26 protein-coding genes are annotated in these 21380 nt (G+C 60.2%); 11 read left to right on the top strand and 15 right to left on the bottom strand.

Annotated elements, in window-relative coordinates; genetic code table 11:
• Positions 1–55 precede the first annotated feature (55 nt).
• From AC6CIA_RS25960 to AC6CIA_RS25950, 3 genes are all read right to left on the bottom strand, one after another.
• Positions 56–1027, bottom strand: a complete 972-nt coding sequence (locus tag AC6CIA_RS25960; protein ID WP_498315963.1) for a 5-oxoprolinase subunit C family protein — start codon at positions 1025–1027, stop codon at positions 56–58.
• Positions 1024–1902 (bottom strand): 5-oxoprolinase subunit B family protein, encoded by an 879-nt coding sequence (locus tag AC6CIA_RS25955; RefSeq protein WP_498315961.1) that lies wholly within the window; start codon positions 1900–1902, stop codon positions 1024–1026. Before AC6CIA_RS25955 ends, AC6CIA_RS25960 begins: the two co-directional genes overlap by 4 nt.
• Before the next feature lie 75 nt (positions 1903–1977).
• Positions 1978–2736 carry a 5-oxoprolinase subunit PxpA gene (locus AC6CIA_RS25950; RefSeq protein ID WP_339530858.1) on the bottom strand — a complete coding sequence of 253 codons (759 nt, stop codon included), beginning with the start codon at positions 2734–2736 and terminating at the stop codon, positions 1978–1980.
• 121 nt (positions 2737–2857) lie between these two features.
• Here AC6CIA_RS25950 and AC6CIA_RS25945 point away from each other — a divergent pair, with 121 nt between their 5' ends.
• Positions 2858–3775 carry a LysR family transcriptional regulator gene (locus tag AC6CIA_RS25945; RefSeq protein ID WP_498315959.1) on the top strand — a complete coding sequence of 306 codons (918 nt, stop codon included), beginning with the start codon at positions 2858–2860 and terminating at the stop codon, positions 3773–3775.
• On the opposite strand, the gene AC6CIA_RS25940 is transcribed toward AC6CIA_RS25945, so the two are convergent.
• Positions 3772–4668 (bottom strand): LysR family transcriptional regulator, encoded by an 897-nt coding sequence (locus AC6CIA_RS25940; RefSeq protein WP_498315957.1) that lies wholly within the window; start codon positions 4666–4668, stop codon positions 3772–3774. The genes AC6CIA_RS25945 and AC6CIA_RS25940 overlap by 4 nt on opposite strands.
• Before the next feature lie 124 nt (positions 4669–4792).
• Between AC6CIA_RS25940 and AC6CIA_RS25935 the strand changes: the two genes are divergently transcribed.
• Complete coding sequence (locus AC6CIA_RS25935; RefSeq protein WP_498315955.1) at positions 4793–5551, top strand: SDR family NAD(P)-dependent oxidoreductase; 759 nt, start codon at positions 4793–4795, stop codon at positions 5549–5551.
• Positions 5552–5556: 5 nt separating this feature from the next.
• Here the strand turns inward: AC6CIA_RS25935 and AC6CIA_RS25930 are convergent, their stop codons facing one another.
• On the bottom strand, positions 5557–5997 hold the full coding sequence (locus AC6CIA_RS25930) for a multidrug/biocide efflux PACE transporter (RefSeq protein ID WP_498315953.1): 441 nt from the start codon (positions 5995–5997) through the stop codon (positions 5557–5559).
• Between the two features lie 90 nt (positions 5998–6087).
• On the opposite strand from AC6CIA_RS25930, the gene AC6CIA_RS25925 reads away from it, so the two are divergent.
• Complete coding sequence (locus AC6CIA_RS25925) at positions 6088–6981, top strand: LysR family transcriptional regulator (RefSeq protein ID WP_498315969.1); 894 nt, start codon at positions 6088–6090, stop codon at positions 6979–6981.
• Here AC6CIA_RS25925 and AC6CIA_RS25920 read toward each other — a convergent pair.
• The 3 genes from AC6CIA_RS25920 to AC6CIA_RS25910 form a co-directional block, all read right to left on the bottom strand.
• On the bottom strand, positions 6953–8170 hold the full coding sequence (locus AC6CIA_RS25920; protein ID WP_498315967.1) for an RNA polymerase sigma factor: 1218 nt from the start codon (positions 8168–8170) through the stop codon (positions 6953–6955). The genes AC6CIA_RS25925 and AC6CIA_RS25920 overlap by 29 nt on opposite strands.
• A 106-nt stretch (positions 8171–8276) precedes the next feature.
• Positions 8277–8630: a YciI family protein gene (locus AC6CIA_RS25915; protein ID WP_084381044.1), complete on the bottom strand. Its 354-nt coding sequence runs from the start codon at positions 8628–8630 to the stop codon at positions 8277–8279.
• A gap of 66 nt (positions 8631–8696) precedes the next feature.
• A complete protein-coding gene (locus AC6CIA_RS25910; RefSeq protein WP_498315951.1) occupies positions 8697–9128 on the bottom strand; it encodes a YybH family protein in 432 nt (143 codons plus the stop codon).
• Positions 9129–9276: 148 nt separating this feature from the next.
• On the opposite strand from AC6CIA_RS25910, the gene AC6CIA_RS25905 reads away from it, so the two are divergent.
• The gene (locus AC6CIA_RS25905) at positions 9277–9762 is read left to right on the top strand and encodes a GNAT family N-acetyltransferase (protein ID WP_498315950.1); all 486 of its coding nucleotides are present in this window, start codon (positions 9277–9279) and stop codon (positions 9760–9762) included.
• Between the two features lie 54 nt (positions 9763–9816).
• On the opposite strand, the gene AC6CIA_RS25900 is transcribed toward AC6CIA_RS25905, so the two are convergent.
• Positions 9817–10302 carry a GyrI-like domain-containing protein gene (locus tag AC6CIA_RS25900; protein ID WP_498315948.1) on the bottom strand — a complete coding sequence of 162 codons (486 nt, stop codon included), beginning with the start codon at positions 10300–10302 and terminating at the stop codon, positions 9817–9819.
• A gap of 199 nt (positions 10303–10501) precedes the next feature.
• Here AC6CIA_RS25900 and alaC point away from each other — a divergent pair, with 199 nt between their 5' ends.
• Positions 10502–11713 (top strand): alanine transaminase, encoded by a 1212-nt coding sequence (gene alaC, locus AC6CIA_RS25895; RefSeq protein ID WP_498315947.1) that lies wholly within the window; start codon positions 10502–10504, stop codon positions 11711–11713.
• Positions 11714–11831: 118 nt separating this feature from the next.
• Here alaC and AC6CIA_RS25890 read toward each other — a convergent pair whose 3' ends face one another.
• Both AC6CIA_RS25890 and AC6CIA_RS25885 read right to left on the bottom strand, forming a co-directional pair.
• Positions 11832–13184, bottom strand: coding sequence for a GntP family permease (locus AC6CIA_RS25890; RefSeq protein WP_498315945.1), 1353 nt, complete (start codon positions 13182–13184; stop codon positions 11832–11834).
• An 85-nt stretch (positions 13185–13269) separates the two neighbouring features.
• Positions 13270–13803: a gluconokinase gene (locus tag AC6CIA_RS25885; RefSeq protein WP_339530836.1), complete on the bottom strand. Its 534-nt coding sequence runs from the start codon at positions 13801–13803 to the stop codon at positions 13270–13272.
• 213 nt (positions 13804–14016) lie between these two features.
• On the opposite strand from AC6CIA_RS25885, the gene gntR reads away from it, so the two are divergent.
• The 3 genes from gntR (at position 14017) to AC6CIA_RS25870 (ending at position 16389) form a co-directional block, all read left to right on the top strand.
• Positions 14017–15048: an HTH-type transcriptional regulator GntR gene (gene gntR / locus AC6CIA_RS25880; protein ID WP_498315965.1), complete on the top strand. Its 1032-nt coding sequence runs from the start codon at positions 14017–14019 to the stop codon at positions 15046–15048.
• A gap of 57 nt (positions 15049–15105) precedes the next feature.
• Positions 15106–15738: a glutathione S-transferase family protein gene (locus AC6CIA_RS25875; protein WP_498315944.1), complete on the top strand. Its 633-nt coding sequence runs from the start codon at positions 15106–15108 to the stop codon at positions 15736–15738.
• A 150-nt stretch (positions 15739–15888) separates the two neighbouring features.
• Entirely contained in the window at positions 15889–16389 is a 501-nt protein-coding gene (locus tag AC6CIA_RS25870) for a hypothetical protein (protein WP_498315941.1), read from the top strand.
• Positions 16390–16592: 203 nt separating this feature from the next.
• Here the strand turns inward: AC6CIA_RS25870 and AC6CIA_RS25865 are convergent, their stop codons facing one another.
• Positions 16593–17462, bottom strand: coding sequence for a LysR family transcriptional regulator (locus AC6CIA_RS25865; RefSeq protein WP_498315939.1), 870 nt, complete (start codon positions 17460–17462; stop codon positions 16593–16595).
• Between the two features lie 96 nt (positions 17463–17558).
• Here AC6CIA_RS25865 and gstA point away from each other — a divergent pair, with 96 nt between their 5' ends.
• Positions 17559–18158, top strand: coding sequence for a glutathione transferase GstA (gene gstA, locus AC6CIA_RS25860; RefSeq protein WP_498315937.1), 600 nt, complete (start codon positions 17559–17561; stop codon positions 18156–18158).
• A 303-nt stretch (positions 18159–18461) separates the two neighbouring features.
• Entirely contained in the window at positions 18462–18878 is a 417-nt protein-coding gene (locus AC6CIA_RS25855; RefSeq protein WP_498315935.1) for a GNAT family N-acetyltransferase, read from the top strand.
• On the opposite strand, the gene def is transcribed toward AC6CIA_RS25855, so the two are convergent.
• The 3 genes from def to AC6CIA_RS25840 all read right to left on the bottom strand — a co-directional run bounded on the left by def (position 18875) and on the right by AC6CIA_RS25840 (position 20731).
• Positions 18875–19414, bottom strand: coding sequence for a peptide deformylase (def, locus tag AC6CIA_RS25850; RefSeq protein WP_498315933.1), 540 nt, complete (start codon positions 19412–19414; stop codon positions 18875–18877). The genes AC6CIA_RS25855 and def overlap by 4 nt on opposite strands.
• A 3-nt stretch (positions 19415–19417) precedes the next feature.
• The gene (locus tag AC6CIA_RS25845; protein WP_498315931.1) at positions 19418–20365 is read right to left on the bottom strand and encodes a YihY/virulence factor BrkB family protein; all 948 of its coding nucleotides are present in this window, start codon (positions 20363–20365) and stop codon (positions 19418–19420) included.
• Positions 20366–20545: 180 nt separating this feature from the next.
• Positions 20546–20731, bottom strand: a complete 186-nt coding sequence (locus tag AC6CIA_RS25840) for a CsbD family protein (RefSeq protein WP_498315929.1) — start codon at positions 20729–20731, stop codon at positions 20546–20548.
• Positions 20732–20931: 200 nt separating this feature from the next.
• On the opposite strand from AC6CIA_RS25840, the gene AC6CIA_RS25835 reads away from it, so the two are divergent.
• A complete protein-coding gene (locus AC6CIA_RS25835) occupies positions 20932–21309 on the top strand; it encodes a hypothetical protein (protein WP_498315927.1) in 378 nt (125 codons plus the stop codon).
• Positions 21310–21380: the final 71 nt, after the last annotated feature.

The following is a 21380-nucleotide window of genomic DNA, read 5'->3' as shown; positions in this document are numbered from 1 at the left end:
TTAGGGTGAGGGGTGGTTCTCAAGCCAAACACCAAACACGGATATGCCCCCCCCCTCAAGCAAACAACCCAGCCATCACCCTCAAGCGCTTTTTGTATACCCGTCGCGCCTCCAACGCTTCTTCCAACGTCACCGCGACAAACCCGGCACGCTGATTGGGTTGCATCTGAGCGATCAGATCCAGGTCGGCACTGATCACCGTGCCAATCATCGCGTAGCCACCGCCCGACACCGCATCCCGGTGCAGCACAATCGGCTCCAGCCCGGCCGGGACCTGGATCGAGCCGATAGGGTAGCAACTGTCGACGATGTTCGAAGGATCGGAACCGGCGCCAAACGGTTGTTCCCGTGGCTGAAAACTCAAGGCGCTGCCGCCCTTGAAGCGATAGCCAATACGATCAGCCTCCGAGCCGACCGTCCAGGGTTCGGCAAAAAAACTGTTTTTCGCGCCCGCCGTCAGTCGCTCGTAATACAGTCCGGGCACTACCCGCAACGTAACCTCACCACCCACCGATTGCCGTAACGCCATGGGCAGGCTGTTGCCCGCACGGCCGCTACCGCTGGCCTCGCCGATAGGCAATTGATCACCTTCCTGCAACCGGCGCCCATGAAACCCACCCAACGCCCCGAGGGCATACGTTGACCGGCTGCCCAGCACCAACGGCACGTCAATACCACCGGCCACCGCCAGATAAGCCCGCGCGCCAGCCTTGGGGAACTCGAAACGCAGCACTTGCCCGGCACGTACCTGGAATGCGGTGTCCTGATGCACCCCTTCACCGTCCAGGCGCGCAGACATCAGCGCGCCGCTGATTGCCACCAGGACATCCTGCTGAAACTCCAGCTCTGGCCCGATCAACGTACATTCCAGCCCGGCCGCGCCAGCCGGGTTGCCCACCAGATGATTGGCCGCACTCAAGGCGTATTGATCCAGCGCACCGGATGGCGGGATACCCAGGTGGTAGTAACCTTCGCGCCCCAGATCCTGCACGGAAGTGGCAAGGCCCGGCTTGATGACCTTGATCATGCGAGCGCCTCCTGCAAGGTTTTCGGGTAACCGACTGGATCGGCGAGGAATGCGTCGAGGGAAAAGTCCACCGAGCGCATACGCAAATCGAAGCGACCTGCCTCCACTTCGACCACGGCCAGGTCGTAAGCCTCGCGGTCCATGGGTTTGAACTGCACGATATCGCCGGGCCGGAAGAACACCATGTGCTCCTTGAGGTAAGCCAACCGTTGCGCCGGGTCGTAGATCGGGGCCGGCGTAACGCCGAACATCTGGTAACCCCCGGCGCCGCGGACTGAGTAGATGCAGCCGAAACAGCCGCCATGACCGAGGGTCAGTTTCGGCGTGTCCGTGCGCGGGCGCAGGTATTTGGGCACCTGCAACTGGCGCTCGCGCTCGACCATCTGGAACATGAAGGGCAATCCCGCGACAAAGCCGACCATCGAGACAAACCACGGCGCGCCGCTGTGAGCCGCGATAAACGCATCGACATCCGCCAGGCCATTGATCCGCGCGGCGTACTCCAGATCGGTGCCTCCCGGGTCTTGATGGCGATCGCGAAAACGCATCAGGGTTTCATGGGTCCAGGGATCGTTGTACAGCACCGGGATCTCGATGATCCGGGTGTGCAAGGTGCGCTCGGCCACCGCCTGGGCTTCGGCACTCTGCACCGCGTCGAGCAGCACGTGCGGGGCAATCTGGTCAGGGTCGAAACGAATCTGGAAGGAGGCGTTGGCCAGGCATACATCCAGCACCCCCGGCAGATTCAGGCGTTCCACCGCACGGGTGACGGCCATGCCCTTGAAGAAGGCTTGCAGGGACATGCTGTCGCTGACCTCGGCGAACAAATGTTCATCAGCGCCAAAGCTGTAGCGGATCGGGGATGTTTCAGCCATGTCTGTTCCTCTTGGAATCATTGTAGAAAGGCAGGCGAATGTGATTCAGACCCGGTGTCTGGGCACCGGTATCGTTCAACGCGGTGCGCGCACGACTATCCCCGCTTGATCCAGCGCCCTGCGCGTGGCTTCCACCAGATCGAGGGCGCCGGGGGTGTCGCTGTGCAAGCAGATGGAATCGAATTCGATCGCCAAGTCTTCGCCTTCGACGGTGCGCACCAGACCGCTCTGGCAGGCACGCAGGACACGCGCCGCGACGGTTGCCGGATCCAAGGCGCGAACACTGCGGGTAAACACGATGGAGCCGGAGAGATCGTATTCACGGTCGGCATAAAACTCCCGCACCACCGGTTGCCCCAGCGCCTTGGCAATCCGCCAGATCACCGAGTCGGGCATGCAGTACAGCAACAGGCCAGGCTCCAGGCGTTGCAGGTTTTCCACCAGCAGGCGCGCAACCTCTTCGTCCCGGGCCAGGTGCATGTACAACGCGCCATGGGGCTTGATGTGTTGCAGCGTCACGCCTTGCGCCCTGGCAATCTCGCGCAGCGCGCCGAGTTGATAGAGCATGTCGTCGACCAATTCCTGGGCCGGCGCATTGATGTGCCGGCGACCGAACCCCACCAGGTCGCGAAAGCCCGGATGGGCGCCGACAGCGACGCCTAACTGCTTGGCGCGTTCCACGGTGCGACGCATGGTGCCGGGGTCGCCGGCATGGAAGCCGGTGGCGACGTTGGCCGAACTGATAAACCCCATCAGTTGGTGGTCCACGCCATCGCCAATGGTCCAAGGGCCGAAGCCTTCGCCCATGTCCGAGTTGAAATCCACTGTGTGCATCGAGGCCGCTCCGCAAAAGATCGTGCGACGGAAAGTAGGCTGCAGCTTGACCCCTTGGGAAGATCTATTATCAGATGGGTTATCTTCTGAAAATCAGATAACTGTGTTTGGGGAAGCCCGCATGTCACTCACCTTGCGCCAGGTCCGCTACTTTGTCGCCACCGCCGAAATCGGCCAGATTTCCCAGGCGGCCATTCACCTCAACATCTCGCAGTCAGCGGTAACCACGGCGATCAAGGAACTCGAAGCCATGCTCGGTGCCCAGTTGTTTGTGCGCTCAGCCCAGGGCATGAACCTGACCGACGCCGGACGCCATTTTCTCAACCGCGCCTACGTGATCGTGCGCAGCGTCGATGATGCGCTGAACAGCCCGTTGCCGGACTACCGCGCCAGCGGTGTGTTGCGCGTCGCGGCCAGTTACACCGTGCTGGGGTACTTCCTGCCGCATCACCTGCAGCGCATGGAACACTGGCACCCGGACGTGACCATCGAGGTCTTCGAGCAGGAACGCCAGGCAATCGAACAGGGCTTGCTGGACGCGCAATTCGACATGGCCGTGGTCCTGACCGCCAACCTCACCCATCCGCATATTGTCTCCGAAACCCTCTTCAACTCCGAACGCCGCCTGTGGCTGCCCAGCCACCATCCATTATGCGAACGCAGCGCCGTCAGCCTGGCCGACGTGGCCAAGGAACCCTATATCCTGCTGACCGTCGATGAGGCCGAACACAGCGCCAGACGCTATTGGCAGCAGGCCGGGCAGACGCCCACCGTGCGGCTGCGCACCAGTTCGGTGGAAGCGGTGCGCAGCATGGTGGCCAATGGCAGCGGCGTGGCGATTCTGTCGGACCTGGTGCACCGCCCGTGGTCGCTGGAGGGCAAGCGCATTGAAACCGTGAGCGTGACCGACCACGTGACGCCGATGAGTGTCGGCCTGGCCTGGCACCGGGAGCGGGCGTTCACCCCGGCCATGCAGGCGTTCCGCGACTACTTCCACGACGCGTTCCTCGCCCCGCAGCAGTTGACGGCGCGGCGTTAAAGCAGCGCTTTCAACGTGGCCGCCAGCCAATCCATGAACACCCGCACCCGGATGGGCAGATGACGCTGGCCGGCGTACAGCATCGACACGTCCAGCGAAGGTGCCGGATAGTCCTGGAGGATCGCTACCAACTCGCCACGCGCGAGCAAGTCGCGGATGCCCAACCCGGGCACCTGGACAATTCCGAAACCGGCCAGGCACGCCGCCTGATAGGCGTCGGTGCTGTTGACCGTTACCCGCCCGGCCATGGCGACACGCTGCACCTTGTTGCCCTGCATGTATTCGAAACCCGGCGAGCGAGCACCCAGCGGACGGACGTAATGCACCAGGTGATGGTCGGCCAGATCCGCCAAGCTCCTGGGTTCGCCGTAACGCTGCAGATAACCGCGGCTCACGCAGTTGATCATCGGCATGCTGCACAGCAACCGTGCCACCACGGACTGATCCGGCTGCGCGCCGATACGCAACACGCAATCAAAACCTTCAGCCAGGAGATCAACTTGCCGGTCGGAGCTGCTGATCTCCAGCTCGATCAGCGGATGCCGATCCATGAACTCCGGTAGCCGCGGCACGATGTGCTCACGGGCCATGACGTTGGGCATGTCGATCCGGATCCGTCCGCTCAACTGCGTCTCATCCTGGCGAAACAGTCCTTCCAGCTCCTCCATGTGCGACAGCAAATCCTTGCTGCGCTCATACAGCACCCGCCCGTCCTGAGTCGTCTGAACCTTGCGCGTGGTGCGTTGCAGCAGCCGCGTACCCAACAGTTCTTCCAACGCCTGTACATGCTCGGACACCGTGGAACGTGGCAGCCCCAGGCGCTCGCCGGCCTGGGTAAAACTCGACAGTTCGGTGACGCGTACGAAGGTGAGCAACAGGTCCAGTTTATTCATGACGACGCTCGGCGATTGTTCGGATAATCCGGCCAGTGATTCCGGTTTACCGCTGTTTATCACGTATCGGGCGGACAAATACACTCAATCCCACTGATTACCCGTTCGCTCAGAGGACCTCACCATGACCCGTAAAATCGCATTGATCACTGGCGCCAGCCGCGGCTTGGGCAAAAGCACGGCCTTGCACCTGGCGGCACAAGGCGTCGACATCATCGGTACTTATCACAGCAAGGCCGACGAGGCTCAGGCCGTTGCGACCCAGATCGAGCAGCTCGGCGGCCGCGCCGCCATGTTGCAACTGGATGTCAGCCAAAGCAGCTCGTTCGACGCGTTCGTCCGTGACATAGGCAACAAGCTGAAAGAAGTTTTCGCACGAGAGCATTTTGATTTTCTGATCAATAACGCCGGGACCGGCACCCACGCCAGTTTCCTCGAGACCACTGAAGAACAGTTCGACCAAATGCTCGCGATCCATCTCAAGGGCCCGTTCTTCCTGACGCAAAAGCTGCTGCCACTGATCGTCGACGGCGGCCGGATCATCAATATTTCCAGCGGCCTGGCCCGCTTCAGCCTGCCGGGCTATGCCGCCTACGCCTCAATGAAAGGCGCGGTGGAAGTACTGACCCGCTACCAGGCCAAGGAACTGGGCGCCCGCGGTATCAGCGTCAACACGCTGGCTCCCGGTGCCATTGAAACCGACTTCGGTGGCGGCACCGTACGTGATAACGCCGACATCAACGCTTTTGTCGCCAGCAATACCGCCCTGGGTCGGGTCGGTTTGCCGGACGATATCGGTGGCGCGATTTCCACCCTGTTGGCTGACGGCAGCCACTGGATCAACGGTCAGCGCATCGAAGCCTCGGGCGGGATGTTCGTATAACACCGTCACACTTGCTCAGGTACACGCTGCTGCAGGAATTTCTCCCGCAGCACGTCGTACCCCCAGTGATACACGTAGGTGTATGGCAGGAAAAACAACAGCACGCCGATGTCGAGAATGAAGGCCTGCAGCAAGCTGATGTCCAGCCAGGCGGCAATCAGCGGTACACACACGATGATCAGCCCGCCTTCGAACAACAGGGCGTGCAGCACACGGGTCCAAACACCATTGGCCAATTGCAGGCGCGCCTTGAGGCGGTCGAACAAGCCGTTGAAAATGATATTCCAGGTCAGCGCCAAAAGGCTGATGGCCAGCGTTACCATGCCCATCTCCAGGGCCGGTTTGTCCATGATCCAGGCCAGCAGCGGGGTGCAAATCATCAAGGCCAGGGCCTCGAAGCCAATCGCCTGGAAAACGCGTTCGGTGAGGGACTTAGTCGTGTTCATGAGCCGTGCTCTGTGAAGGTCGAGGGTTGCCATGTTCAACCCTTGCATCGATACTTCATAACTAATAACCATCGACCAAGGCGATAGATGATGGCTTCGCATGAAGTGTTGCAGGCGTTTGTGCAAGCGGCGACTCAAGGCTCGTTTTCTGCCGCCGCGCGCAAGCTGGGCAAGAGTCAATCCACCGTCAGCGCAGCGGTGGCGAGCCTGGAGATTGACCTGGATGTGGTGCTGTTCGACCGCAGCAGCCGCAAACCGACCCTGACCGCGGCCGGCCACGTTCTGCTGCAGCGGGCCGAACAGGTGCTGGAAGCCGGCAGCCGGCTGGCGCTGGCGGCCAGTCAATTGTCCCAGGGCCTGGAGCCCAAGCTCAGTATCGCCATGTCGGACACCTACCAGTCGGGGCACTTCGACGCGGTGCTCAGCGCCTTCGAACAGCGTTATCCGGACATGGAGCTGGAATGGTTGATCGCCGAGTGCGAAGACTTGATCGCGCTGGTGCAAAGCGGACGGTCACAGATTGCCTTTATCGAGGCGCAGGAGATCTACCCGCCCGACCTGACCGGAGCCACCGTCGAAGAGCGCGCGGAACTCGCCTTGTTCGTTTCACCCCAGCACCCGCTGTCCCGGCTTGACGGCATTGATCAACAAGCGCTGCAGCAACACCGTGAACTGCGGTTGGCAAGCGTCATCAATCCGAATGAGAGCCGACCGACGGGACGAGTGTGGTCGGCTCCCAGCTTCGTGATGCTGATGGAAATGGCCATCCTCGGTTTCGGTTGGGCAGCCCTGCCCCGCTGGCTGGTGGAGCGCTTCGCGAATGGCCAACTGGTGGAACTCAACGCACGCGGCTGGCCACGCTCGGTGGCCGTGGATGCGCTGTGGTCCCGGCAACATCCGCCGGGGCCGGCGGGAAGTTGGTTTCTCGAAAAAATGCTGGAGAGCAGGCTCGCTGTCAGAGTTCAGCCAGGCGACGTTCGATAAAGCGTTTTTCCGGGGTTTGTCGGGTCAGCGTCAGAGCTTTTTCATACGCTTGTCGCGCCTCTTTCACTCGGCCCAACTGCCGACAAAACTCCCCCCGCGCAGAATGCGCCAGATGGTAATCCAGCAGTTCGCCCCGGGCCAGGATCCCGTCCACCTGCAGCAATCCCGCCAATGGCCCGTCGCGCATGGCCAAGGCCGCCGCCCGGTTAAGCTCGATCACCGGCGACGGCAACATTCTGAGCAACACGTCGTAAAGCCCGACAATCTGCCGCCAATCCGTTTCACCGGCACTCGGTGCTTCGGCGTGTACCGCGGCAATTGCCGCCTGCAAGCAGTAAGGCCCGAAACGCCGGGTCTTCAGGGCCGCCTCGACCAAGGCGCAGCCTTCGGCAATCAAGGATGCTTCCCACAATGAACGGTCTTGCTCATCCAGCAGTACCAGTTCGCCGGTGTGCGACATACGTGCCGGACGTCGGGATTCATGCAGCAACATCAAGGCCAACAGGCCCATGACTTCCGGCTCGGGCAACAGCTCCATGAGCAGCCTGGCAAGACGAATGGCTTCGCGGGTCAAGTCATCACGGGTCAGATCGTCGCCGGTGGAGGCCGAGTAACCTTCGTTGAACACCAGATAAATCACACGTAGCACGCTGTCCAGGCGCTCGGGCAATTCCGCCAGGGACGGCACCTGATAGGGAATCTTCGCCTCACGGATCTTGCTTTTGGCACGCACAATCCGTTGGGCGATGGTGGCGGGTGTGGCGAGAAACGCCCGGGCAATTTCCTCGGTGGTGAGGTCACAGATCTCACGCAAGGTCAGTGGTACCTGCGCATCCGGCGCCAGCGCCGGATGGCAGCAGGTAAAGATCAGGCGCAGGCGGTCGTCTTGCACGTCTTCAGCACTCCAGTCAGCCTCTTCCAGCGCATCGGCCTGGGCCAGCAACAGCGCCTGGGACGCCGCAAAACGTGCCTGACGGCGCAGCCGGTCGATGGCCTTGAAGCGCCCGGTGGAGACCAGCCACGCCCGAGGATTGTCCGGCACGCCGTCTTGTTGCCAGCGCTCGACCGCGACGAAGAACGCCTCATGCAAGGCTTCTTCGGCGAGGTCGAAATCGCCGAGCAGGCGAATCAGGGTCGCGAGAATGCGCCGTGATTCATTACGGTAGATCGCCTCGACCTGGGCCTTGATGATCAACCCTCAAGGCCCTCGCTCACGCGCCGCGCCGGTACTCGGCGCTGGCAATGCCGCCGATCCTGTCTTGAGCACACCTTGGGCAAGCCTCCTGACGCTCGGGTTACTGGGGTGAGAGGTTCAACTCACGCACCGGACGCACCTCAACACTGCCGACCCGGGCGGCGGGGATACCCCCCGCGACCTGGAGCGCTTCGTTCAAGTCCTTGGCATCAATCAGATAGAACCCGGCAAGCTGCTCCTTGGTTTCGGCAAACGGTCCATCAGTGATCGACAACTTGCCGTTGCGCATGCGCACGGTGGTGGCGCTCGACACCGACTCCAGCGCCTCGGCGGCGAGCATCCGGCCGCTGCCCTCGACGGCTTCGGCGTAGGCGTGGCACTCCGTGTCCTCGGGACTCTCGGGTTGGGTATGCAACGTGCGTTCGTCGCAGTAGACCAAGCATAGATACTTCATGGGTTTCTCCATTTTCGGACTATCAACTATGGCTGCGGATTGGCAAGTTGCCGAACTTCCCGACGATCAGGGCTCCAGGTCGAACAACGCCGCGCCACTTTGCATATCGAACGGTGCGGACCAATGCTCGTGCACCACTCGCCACTCTCCGTTGATCCGCTGATAACCGGCGGTGACGCGCATCCAGCAGACCTTCTCCACGCCGTCGGGGCCGGTGCCACCGCAACGGGCCAGCCAGTGCGCAAAGGCGCTGTCGGCCGCGGCGACGATCTTCAAATGATGAAACTCGAAGATCCCCGGGCCGGGGCAGAACTCCGCGCAGGCTTTCCAGTGGGCCTTGTAGGCTTCACGGCCTTTGAATTGCAGGGCCGTCACCGCATCAAACGCGACAATGTCGTCGGCGTAGAAACTGACGATCTTGTCGAGATCCTTGACCATCACGGCTTGCTGCCAGTTATTGATCAGGGTGCTGATTTCGCTGTTCACTTGGGTACTCATGGCGATGCTCCTTTCAGGCAAAAATCACGGAAGACACCCTTAGTCGACTGGCCACCCGAGCAATCGACACGTGCGTGAAAAAAAATTCTGATGACCGCAAAACCGCTAGAATTTGCCTCCTTGCTGTAGCAATCAGGACCCGTATTCGATGGAAACCCGCCTCGTGCCCTATGAAACCCTGACTGCCGCGCAGCAACAGCAGCTCGGCACCCTCGAGATTCACCCCGAGCAACTGCCTTACTCCGGTGATATCTACTGTGCGCTGAACACTTTGCTGGTCAACCCCAGCCCCGGCATCAAGGGTTTCGCGCTGCTGGCCGATGAGGTTCCCGTCGCCTTCCTGTTGCTCAAGCGCCCACCCTGCCTGCCGCACTGGGCCAACGAACACAGCGCCACCCTGCACGCTTTGCAAGTCGATCGCAGCAGGCAAGGCCAGGGGTTCGGCAAAGCCTGCCTGCAAGCATTACCCGCCGCGGCACGTCGGGCCTGGCCACAGATCAAGGCGCTGGAGTTGTCCGTGGACAGTGACAATGAAGCGGCGATGGGCCTGTATTTGCACTTGGGCTGGGTGGACAGCGGAGAGGCGTATAAAGGACGGATCGGGTATGAACGGCGACTGGCGTTGATATTTTGAACAACTGCAGGATCTGAATGGAGCGAGGGCACGCCTCGCTCATGGGATCCAGTGTTATCCCGCCTTGGCCGCGACCGGCACCCAGATCTCCACCGTCCCGGTCCCCTTTCTCACATCAAAATCGGCGCTGTAGCGCTCAAAGTCAGCACCCGCGACCTTGTAGCCCGAGGTCGGCAACCACTCGAACATGATGCGCTCGTAGGTCTGCGCCAGCGCCTGCACCGGACCGTAATGAGGGAACACCGCGTACTGCCGGACCGGGATTTCGATCGCCGCGAAGTTGCTCGGTACATCGCCCTTGGCAGGTACTTCGACCCCGGCCATGTAATCGAACTCATCGTGGCCGGCGTTATAGCAAACGCCATAGGTCACACCGCCGACACGCTTTTTGAGGTCCTTTATGCACGTATCGAAAAGCTCCCACAACTTGGGAATATCTCCGACCGTGGCCTTCGAATAGCGACCGGAAACACCCGCGATCACCAGGGCCTTGCCCTCTTCCATGCGCGGTGCCAACGGTAGCGTCGTCTGTTGATCCATTTGAACAATCTCCAGCGGTGAAGGAACAAAACCATATCGAGTATAGGGTCATATCCACCCTTTGCTTCAAGCGCTAAAAAAAATCCGTGGTGCCATCTGGACAACTCGCCATCACTCGCCGTATCGTCCGTCCCGCAGGCCACCGCAGTGGCCGACGTCGCTCGGACGGTTCCGGGCGCTTACGTACTCCGAGGCAACAATGGCAGACCACGGTTCGCCGCGCCGCTTTGCGCGCATAGATCGACTCCCCCCTTACGTGTTCAACATCACCGCCGAGCTGAAGATGGCCGCCCGTCGTCGTGGCGAAGACATCATCGACTTGAGCATGGGCAACCCCGACGGTCCGACGCCACCGCATATCGTGGAAAAACTGGTGACCGTTGCCCAGCGTGAAGACACCCACGGCTACTCCACCTCCAAAGGCATCCCGCGTCTGCGCCGGGCAATCTCGCGCTGGTACAAGGATCGCTATGCAGTGGACATCGACCCTGAGACCGAAGCGATCGTCACCATCGGCTCCAAGGAAGGCCTGGCGCACTTGATGCTGGCCACCCTCGACCAGGGCGACACGGTGCTGGTGCCCAACCCCAGTTATCCGATTCACATCTACGGTGCGGTGATCGCCGGCGCCCAGGTGCGCTCCGTGCCGCTGATTCCTGGCGTGGACTTCTTCGCCGAACTGGAACGGGCCATTCGCGGCTCGATCCCCAAGCCGAAGATGATGATCCTCGGCTTCCCTTCCAACCCCACCGCGCAATGCGTGGAATTGGACTTCTTTGAACGGGTGATCGCCCTGGCCAAACAGTACGACGTACTGGTGATCCACGACCTGGCCTACGCCGACATCGTCTACGACGGCTGGAAAGCCCCGTCGATCATGCAGGTGCCCGGCGCGAAAGACATCGCCGTGGAGTTTTTTACCCTGTCCAAGAGCTACAACATGGCCGGGTGGCGCATTGGTTTCATGGTCGGCAACCCGGAGCTGGTCAATGCCCTGGGGCGAATCAAGAGCTACCACGACTACGGCACCTTCACCCCGCTGCAAGTGGCAGCGATTGCGGCGCTGGAAGGTGACCAGCAGTGCGTGAAGGATATTGCCGAGCACTATCGCCAACGGCGCAATGTGCTGGTCAAGGGCCTGCATGAGCTGGGCTGGATGGTGGAAAATCCCAAGGCGTCGATGTACGTCTGGGCGAAGATTCCCCAGGCTTATGCGGCGATGGGCTCGCTGGAGTTTGCCAAGAAGCTGTTGCTGGAGGCCAAGGTGTGTGTGTCACCCGGCATCGGCTTTGGCGAGTATGGCGATGATCATGTGCGTTTCGCGCTGATCGAAAACCAGGACCGGATTCGCCAGGCAGTGCGGGGGATTCGCGGGATGTTTCGGGCAGATGGGCTGGTCACTAAAGCCTGACCCCATCCACCCGCCGTAACACCATTAATGTAGGCGCTGGCTTGCCTGCGATAGCATCCCCTCGGTATGTCTGAACCACCGAGGTGTGTGCATCGCACGCGAGCCAGCGCCTACCGGTTTACACCACCAACGACAGCAACATGATGAAGCCCAGCGCCACGATGGACAGAATGGTTTCCATCGCCGTCCAGGTTTTGAAGGTTTCGGCGACGGTCATGTTGAAGTACTGCTTCACCAGCCAGAAGCCCGCATCGTTGACGTGAGACAGAATCAACGAGCCCGCCCCTGTCGCCAGTACCAGCAACTCCAGGTTCACCCCCGGAACCATGCCGACCACCGGCACCACGATGCCTGCGCCGGTAATGGTCGCCACGGTCGCCGAACCGGTCGCCACACGAATCACCGCCGCCACCAGCCAGGCCAGCAGAATCGGATTGATCTGCGCGGTCACCGCCATATGGCCGATCACGTCACCCACGCCGCTGGTCACCAGCATCTGCTTGAAGCCACCCCCCGCGCCGATGATCAGAATGATTGCCGCCGTTGGCGCCAGGCTGGCATCGAGCAGTTTCAGGATCTGCTTGGAACCGATGCCCTGACGATGGCCAAAGGTGTACAGCGACAGCAGCAACGCCAGCAGCAAGGCGCTGATCGGGTGACCGATCATGTCCATCCAGTTACGCGCCATATGGCCTTCTGGCAGGGCAATGTCGGCGTAGGTCTTGAGCAACATCAGGAACACCGGCAACAGCACGGTAATCAAGGTGATGCTGAAGCTGGGCAGCGTGCTTGAGTCCGACTCACGGGCCAGTTGGTCGACCAGTTCCTGGGACGGATTGCCGGGGATGTACTTGGCGATGAACGTACCGAAGATCGGTCCGGCGATGATGGCCGTCGGCAAGGCGACGATCAGGCCGTAAAGAATGGTCTTGCCGATATCGGCACCAAACACCCCGATCGCCAACAGCGGGCCCGGATGCGGCGGCACCAGGCCGTGGACCGCCGACAGGCCGGCGAGCAGCGGGATACCGATTTTGATCAACGAGACGCCAGTACGCCGCGCCACGATGAACACCAACGGGATCAGCAGCACAAAGCCGATCTCGAAGAACAATGGAATACCTACCAGGAATGCAGCGAACATCATCGCCCACTGCACCTTGTCCTTGCCGAAGGCACGGATCAGCGTCTGGGCGATCTGATCGGCCCCGCCGGATTCGGCCATCATCTTGCCAAGCATCGTCCCCAGCGCCAGGATAATCCCGACAAAACCGAGCACTCCGCCGAAGCCGTCCTGGAAGGCCTTGATGATCTTGTCCACGGGCATGCCCGAGGTCAGGCCGAGAAAGCCCGCGGCGATAATCAACGCAATGAACGGGTGAACCTTGAACCGGGTAATCAATACGATCAGCCCGATAATGGTGACCACTGCATCAAGCAGCAGGTAGGACTCGTGTGACATGCCAAACATGGGGGGTCTCTCCTGTTTGTTGTTGTTATTAAAGCCAGTGTTGAAATTTATGCTTACAGACAGCGCTATCCTGTCCGGCAAAAAATTATTCGGTTGGTTCAAAACCTTGCTGACGCCACCAGGCATCGGTTTGCCGCGCCAGTTCCAGGACGCTGTCTTCACTGGCATTCAGCGCCAGGGTCAACGGCTCGCCTACCGGCGACTCAAGCGTGGCGAACTGACTGTCGATCAGGCTGGCCGGCATGAAATGCCCGGGGCGATGGGACACCCGATCAGCCGCCACTTCGCGGGTCAATTCCAGAAACACAAAACCCAGTCCCGGCGCGGCTTCGCGCAGGTGGTCACGGTATTTTTTCTTCAGCGCCGAACAGGTGAGGACCGGGTGTTCGCCCGCCTTGAGCGAGCGGCGCAGCTCATCGCACAGGATGTCGAGCCAGCCGGCGCGGTCGTCGTCGTTCAGGGGATGGCCCGCGCTCATCTTTTCGATATTGGCGGCAGGGTGAAAGCTATCGCCTTCGATGGCGGTGGCACCGTTCAGCTGGCACAAGGCCTCGCTGACGCTGGTCTTGCCACAGCCGGCAACACCCATGATGACCAGGGCAGTAACAGGTTGACTCATGAAACACCTCAGGACGCAGATAGCGCTACCTTTGCCAGCCTGGAGACTGGTGCAAAGACAGGCTTTTCCCGCGCCTTGTTGTCATTTTTATGGAGTGACGCGTGCATCCTTTCCCACCGTTCAAACACGGATCAGGCAACCCGTTGCTCAAGTATTTGCAGGCTTGTAGGGACAGCGCTACCTTAGTGCCTCGAATTTTGTTTGGCAAGCCGCCTGATGACCTCCAAGAACGATAAAAATACCCGCACCACGGGCCGCCCTACCCTCAATGAAGTCGCACGCCTGGCCGGCGTCAGCCCGATTACCGCGTCCAGGGCCTTGCGCGGCGTCAGTACCGTGGCCCCCGAACTGGTGGAAAAAGTCCAGAAGGCCGCCGCCGAGCTGAGCTATGTGGTCAACCCGGCGGCTCGCGCGCTGGCCTCGGCCCAGAGCCATTCGGTGGTGGTATTGGTGCCGTCGCTGTCCAATCTGTTGTTCATTGAAACCCTGGAAGCCATTCATCAGATTTTGCGGCCCAAGGGCTTCGAAGTACTGATTGGCAACACTCACTACTCCCGGGAAGAAGAAGAAAACCTGCTGCGCAATTACATGGCTTATCAACCTCGAGGCTTGCTGCTGACCGGGTTTGATCGCACTGAAAGCGCACGCCGCATGGTCGAGTCCAGCAATGTGCCCTGCGTGTACATGATGGACCTGGACCCCGGCGCCGGTCTCAATTGCGTCGGTTTCTCGCAAACCAGCGCAGGCGAAACCGCCGCCGCCCACTTGCTCTCGCGGGGTCGCAAACGCCTGGCTTACATAGGTGCACAGCTGGACCAGCGCACTCTGTTGCGCGGCGAGGGCTTTCGCCGGGCCCTGCAGCGGGCGCAGTTGTATGACCCGGCCCTGGAACTGCTGACGCCCCGCCCCTCGTCAGTGGGCCTGGGCGGCGAGTTGTTTTTGCAACTGCTGGCCAGCCACCCGGATGTGGACGCCATTTTCTTCGGCAACGATGACTTGGCCCATGGTGCCCTGCTCGAAGCCCTGCGCCACGGGATCAAGGTGCCGGAGCGAGTGGCAATTCTGGGCTTCAACGATTTGCCTGCGTCATCGTTCATGGTGCCGCGCCTGAGCAGCATCAGCACCCCGCGCGAAGCCATTGGCCGGCGCGCCGCAGAACACCTGTTGACGTTGATGGCCGGCAACAAGATCGCCAAGCCGGTGGTGGATATGGGATTTGAGCTGAAAGTCCGGGAAAGTAGCTAGGCCAGCAAGCCCCTGCTAAATTGCTGCCTGCCAACTCACCATCGCCAGGGAAGCACCATGGGACACTCGCTGAAAATCTTGGGTCGTACTTCGTCTATCAACGTACGAAAAGTCCTGTGGACCTGCCTGGAATTGGGCATCGACTACGAGCGTGAAGATTGGGGGACCGGGTTTGCCCCGACCCAATCCCCGGAGTTCCTGGCCCTTAACCCCAACGCCCAGGTGCCGGTGATCATCGATGAGCATGGCGTGCTGTGGGAATCCAACACCATCTGCCGCTATCTGGTCGGCTTGCGCCAGCGTCATGACTTGCTGCCGGCCGAGCCTGCGGCGCGGGCCAGGGTCGAGCAATGGATGGACTGGCAAGCCACCGAACTCAACCGCTCCTGGGGTGACGCTTTCCACGCGCTGGTGCGCAACAATACCGACCGCCTCGACCCCGAGCGCATTGCCGCCGGCGTGCGGGCCTGGAATCACAAGATGGGACTGTTGGATCAACAGCTGAGCAAAACCGGCGCGTATGTGACGGGTGACACCTTCACCCTCGCGGACATTCTGATCGGCCTGTCAGTGCACCGCTGGCGGGTGACCCCCATGGAACACCCTGCCTACGCCGCAGTCGAGGCCTACTACGCAAGGCTCGGACAACACCAAGGTTTTCAAACCTTCGCCCTCGACGGGCATAACTGAGTAAACGTTGCCTGGCACCGGCAACGTTTGTCCGCCCACGGACAACCGTTGCCTCCCCGGCTAGCTCAGGCCCTGCAAACGTGGATGTTTGCCTCTCGGCACGCTAATTGCTGCCTCTGAACCATCGCCCACATTCACAGGTGCCCGAGCATGTTGGTCAATAGCCAAGTCTCCTCAGTGATCCAACAATCCAAGCGTTCCGACATGGACCCCGCCAATGCCGCAGCCAGCGCGCTGTACAGCGGTGTCATGCAAAACGTGCTGAACGCCGCGACCGCGACCCAGGCGCAAGCCACACAAAAAGCCACGGATGCTACCGCAAGCAATGTGGATGCCGCCTTCGCCAAGACCCGCATACAGTTGCAAGCCACACCGCCGACGACCGCCACGCCGAAAACCGAGGCCAACACCCAGGCGCGGGCAGAGTTCAATGAGTACATGAGCAAGACCCCAGCCGAGCATATGCGCGATCAGATCCTCAAGGAAAAGGGTCTGACCGAAGAGGATGTAAAGTCGATGCCACTCGTGCAACAGAACGCCATCGCCCAGGAAGTGGCGGACCGTTTGAAGGCACAAGCCGCTGAACAGTACGCCCAGAAAACCGCCGACCCACAGATCAAGGCCGTGAAAGAAGCGCTGGCGGCCATCTGACCCCTTCTCGCTGCAGGAGCGAGTCTACTCGCGAAAAACTCGAGATCACCGTGCGCCATCCAGGATGCATGCGTCATCGTTGAGGATCTTCGCGAGCAAGCTCGCTCCTCCAGGTAATCGGGGTGATTGCAGTTGCGGCGTCGAGTGGAACGGGCGGATGGAGCCACCCCATAACGCGAGGTCATTGGCAGCCGGCAATGCTGCTAGCCCGCCACCATCCGCAACAAAGCGTTCGCCGCTGGCGAGGGTGCCCTTGCCGGTGAACCGACCAAGGCAAATTCACGCTGGATCGACACACTCAACGGCATGATCCGCAAACCCTGACGCTGGGTCGGCAGGGTCATCTCGGGCACCAGGCCTACACCTACGCCGTCACGTATCAGGCTGAACGCACTGCTCCACTCCCGGACCTCAACACGCACATCCCGCAATACGAGCCCCACTTCCTCGGCCAGGCTACGGGCGTTTACCGTACAACCGCCGGTCGCCAGCACAAACGGTTGCCCCGCCAGCTCCTCGAGGGTCACCGTCTCCTGTGCCGAACGACGGGACAGCACATGCCCCACGGGCAGCACCGCCACCCAGTTATCCCGCCCCAGCACCGTGGCATTGCGCTCAGGCCCTGGGTTGAGTACGACGCCCAGATCAATCAGACCGCTCTCGAGCAAGGTGTTGACCTCATCATCACTGACCTCCAGCGCCGTCACCTCAATCCCCGGATACAACTGGTTGAAACGTCGCAGGATCGGCGGCAGGAATGCCGCCAGTACCATGGGGAAACTCGCCAGGCGGATCGTCCCGCGCAGTTGTGGCCTGGCGTCCTCCACCGTGTCGCGAATGACCTGCAAGGCGCCGAGCATGACTCGCGCCTGTTCGATCACTTTCAGGCCCAGGGCCGTGGGCAAGGTCTGGCGACTTTCACGGATGAACAAGTGCGCACCGAGGGTCGTTTCCATACCTGCCATGGCCTGGCTGGCCGCAGATTGGGTCATGCCCACCTGCGCCGCCGCCGCGGTAATGCTGCCGTGATCGGCCACCGCCACCAGCAGCCGCCAATGCATCAGGTTCATCATGCCAGTAGCTGTCCTTATGGATGGATTCTGAAAGATTAATTTTACCCAAAGCGCCCGGCCCCGGACACTGTTGCAAATCCCCCAGGAACCCAGTCCATGAAACTTTACTTCTCACCCAACGCCTGCTCTCTCGCCGCTCATATCGTCTTGCGGGAACTGGCCCTGCCGTTTGAACTGGTGCGGGTGGACAATCAGCAAAAAACCACGGCTGATGGTGTCAATTTTTTGCACATCAACCCCAAAGGTTACGTGGCAGCATTGCAACTGGATAACGGTGAGGTGCTGACCGAAGGCGCTGCGATCCTGCAGTTTCTCGCCGACCAGGCACCTGAAGCGGGCCTGGCACCGGTCAATGGCAGTTGGGAGCGGGTGCGATTGCAGGAGTGGCTGAACTTTGTGTCCAGCGAAATTCATGGGGGGCTGGGCGTGTTGTTCAACGGGGCGATTCCCGATGAGGTCAAGACGCTGTTCAAGGCCACCTTGTTCAAGCGTTTTGCGATTCTGGTGCAGACCCTGGAGCGTCAGGATTACCTGCTGGGTGAGCAATTCTCGGTAGCCGACGCCTATCTGTTTGTGGTGCTGCGCTGGACCGCGTTTTTTGCGATTGATCTGCAGCAGTGGCCGGCGCTCGCCCAGTTTCAGGCGCGGGTGGGTGTACGTCCGGCGGTGATTGCTGCGTTGGCGGCCGAGAGCTGATGATCAAAGAGCGTGATGGGCAGGGTTCATATCCGTTGCTGTGGTTTCGGCGGCAACGGATATGACGTCGTCTCAATGACCAAACAGACCCGTTTCGGATTTCTTGGCTTTTTTGTCCGCGCGTTTTTCATCGGCGGTCTTTGCCGGTTTCTTCTTCGCGGCTTTCTTTGAATCCATGCCTTTAGCCATGATACGTGCTCCACTTAAGGGAAATGTAACAAGGGGTATAGCATCTATTCCCCAGCAGAAGTTGCTTTGCCCGATTTATAATCCTCGGCCCTGGATCACACCCGTCGAACGACCATGACCGAGTTGCACATCGATCTGCTGGCAGAGCCCCTGTGGCCGCTGCTGAACAAGTTTTACCGCCGTCATGACTCTCCCATGAAAGCCCTCAAGGGCGGTCAATTGTGGGTGGCCCGGCACAGCGAGATTGTCGCCGGCCTGTGTTTGAGCGCGGTGGTGGGCGGGCAATGGCTGACCGGGGTATTTGTCGATCCGGCGTTTCGTGGCCAAGGGCTGGCGGCGCGACTGATTCGTGAAGCGGTGGCACCCGTGGAAGGCACGGTGTGGCTGCTGTGCCACCCGGACCTGGAAAGGTTTTATACAGGTATCGGGTTCAGCCAGCAGACGGTGTTACCCCAGTCGCTGGCCGAACGCCTGGTGCGCTACAAGCGCAACAAGCCGATGATTGCCATGGGCTTGTGTCGACCGGGTTAATCGCCAGCCGCGGGCTCCAAATCCGGGAACATCACCTCGATAAAGCCGAATTTGCCGAAGTCGGTAATCCGCGACGGGTACAGCCGCCCGATCAGATGATCGCACTCATGCTGCACCACCCGCGCATGGAAGCCATCGGCAACGCGCACAATCGGTTCGCCCTTGGGATCGAAACCTTCGTAGCGAATCTGTTGATAGCGATCCACCGCCCCGCGCATGCCCGGTACTGACAGGCAGCCTTCATAGCCCTCTTCCACCAGCGGACTCAGCGGCGTGATCAGCGGGTTGATAAGGATTGTCTGGGGCACGGCCGGGGCGTCCGGGTAGCGTTCACTGCTCTCGAAGCCGAAGATCACCAGTTGCAGGTCAACGCCAATCTGCGGTGCGGCCAGGCCGACCCCCCCCACATGCTCCATGGTCTGGAACATGTCATCGATCAACTGCCACAACTCGGGTGTATCAAACATCTCCGGCGGCACTGGCTGAGCAATACGCAGCAAGCGTTCGTCGCCCATTTTCAGGATTTCACGGATCATCGGTCAGGTTTCGTCAGTAGTGGGCTTGGGAATCGAATGGTCCCGACCGAGGCCGGAGACGTGCTGTTTTTCGTCAGGCTCGTCAAAATCCTTTTCGCCCGGGTCCTTGCCCTCGGCGGACATATGCTCGATGACCGCATTCATCTCTGCCCCGAGCAACAACACGGCGGCCGAAATGTAGAAGTACAGGAGCAGGACAATGATCGCGCCGATACTGCCATACATGGCGTTGTAATCCGCGAAAGTTTTCACGTAATAACCAAAACCCAGCGAGGCAACGATCCAGACCACCACTGCGAGCACCGAACCTGGGGTGATAAAGCGAAATTTCTGCTCCACGTCCGGCATCACGTAGTACATCAAAGCCACCGCGAACATCAGCAGGATCACGATCAACGGCCAACGCACGATGGTCCAGAGCGTGACCACGAACTCCTGCATGCCAATCTGCCCGGCCAGCCACTCCATCACTTGCGGTCCGAGGACCATCAGCGCGGCGGCGGCCAGCAGCATGCCGGCGATGCCCACGGTGTAGAAAATCGACAATGGAAAGCGCTTCCAGATCGGCCGCCCCTCGACTACGTCATAGGCGGCGTTCATGGCGCTCATCATCAGGCGCACGCCCGCCGAAGCGGTCCATAGCGCAATGACAATACCCACCGACACCAAACTGCCTTTGGATTGCTGCAACTGATCAATCACCGGGTTGACCTGCTCCAGCGCCTGGGGCGGCAATACCAGTTCCGATTGCAGGCGCAGCCAACTGAAGAAATCGGGTAAATGCAGGAAACCGATCAGGGCAATCAAGAACAACAGAAAGGGGAACAGCGAGAACAGCATCTGATAAGCCAGCGCCGAGGCGTAGGTGGGCATCTCGTCATCAAGGAACTCGGTGACGGTGCGCATCAGCACTTTGTGTAGTTTGAGACCGTCAAGTACCGGAAAAATCATAGCGTCTCCTTTCGCCGCAAAAGGTTGAGTTCGTAGGCGACTCAGGGGCCGTTTTCTACATCAAGGTAGCCTATTTGACGACCTTGAAACAATTTCGAAACTTTAATCACAGGGTGTGACACAAAAACGGCCATCCGTGGATGGCCGTTGTAGTGCTCGCTGAAACCAGACGACTCGGCCTTATTCAGTGGCTTTTTTTACCGCATCCTTGGTTTTGCCAACGGTTTGCTGTGCTTCGCCTTTCTTCTCCTGAATCACACCTTCCGCGCGCAGCTTATCGTTGTCCGTGGCTTTGCCGACGCCCTGCTTGACGTTGCCAACGGCTTCGTTCGCCAAACCTTTTGCCTTATCCGCTGTACTGCCCATGGTAATTCTCCGTAAGAACAATCAAGGATTTTTGCGCATCACGTAGAATTGACTCTGGGCTTCAAAGCAGAGTTTCAATTATTTTGGACCAGGCTTTTCATCATCCTGCACAGGTTTGGCTTTATGTTTTGCCGCCAACCCACGAGAATGCCCGGCACATCCAGACGCAAGCGCTGGGTAACAGATCCCGTAGGAAGGTTATGAAACTCAACAAAGCACAGGCCATCGCCCGCAGAAACCAGGAACTGGGCGGTGCCGTACTCGGCGTCAACAACTGCCACTTCACCGACCTCGACCGCAAACGCAACATCTGGTGGTTCGACCTGCCGGTGGTGCGCATTGGCGTCGGCCAATACGAGTGGATTCACTTGTTGATGCACAATGCCGACACCGATCAATTGCTGCACTTGAAAGTGCCAACCGCGTTCCTGCGCGAAAAGCTGGAAGGGTTGGTGGTGCGCAATGCAGGCAAACGCAAGCCGGAGATCACCCTGGAACTGAGCGCGGACAAGGATTCGTTCCTCAAGGATGTGCGCCCGAGCGGCGCTGGAGTGAGCTTCGCGCAGTTCGCCCTGTAGGCCGCCTTGCCACCAACAGAAAAGCCGCGCATGACTTAAGGCGAGATAATCCCTTGTGGCAAGGAGCTTGT

The organism is Pseudomonas sp. GQ91, from assembly GCF_059758795.1.
The sequence above is the reverse complement of the archived record's forward strand: the minus strand, read 5'-3'. Positions and strand labels throughout refer to the sequence as shown.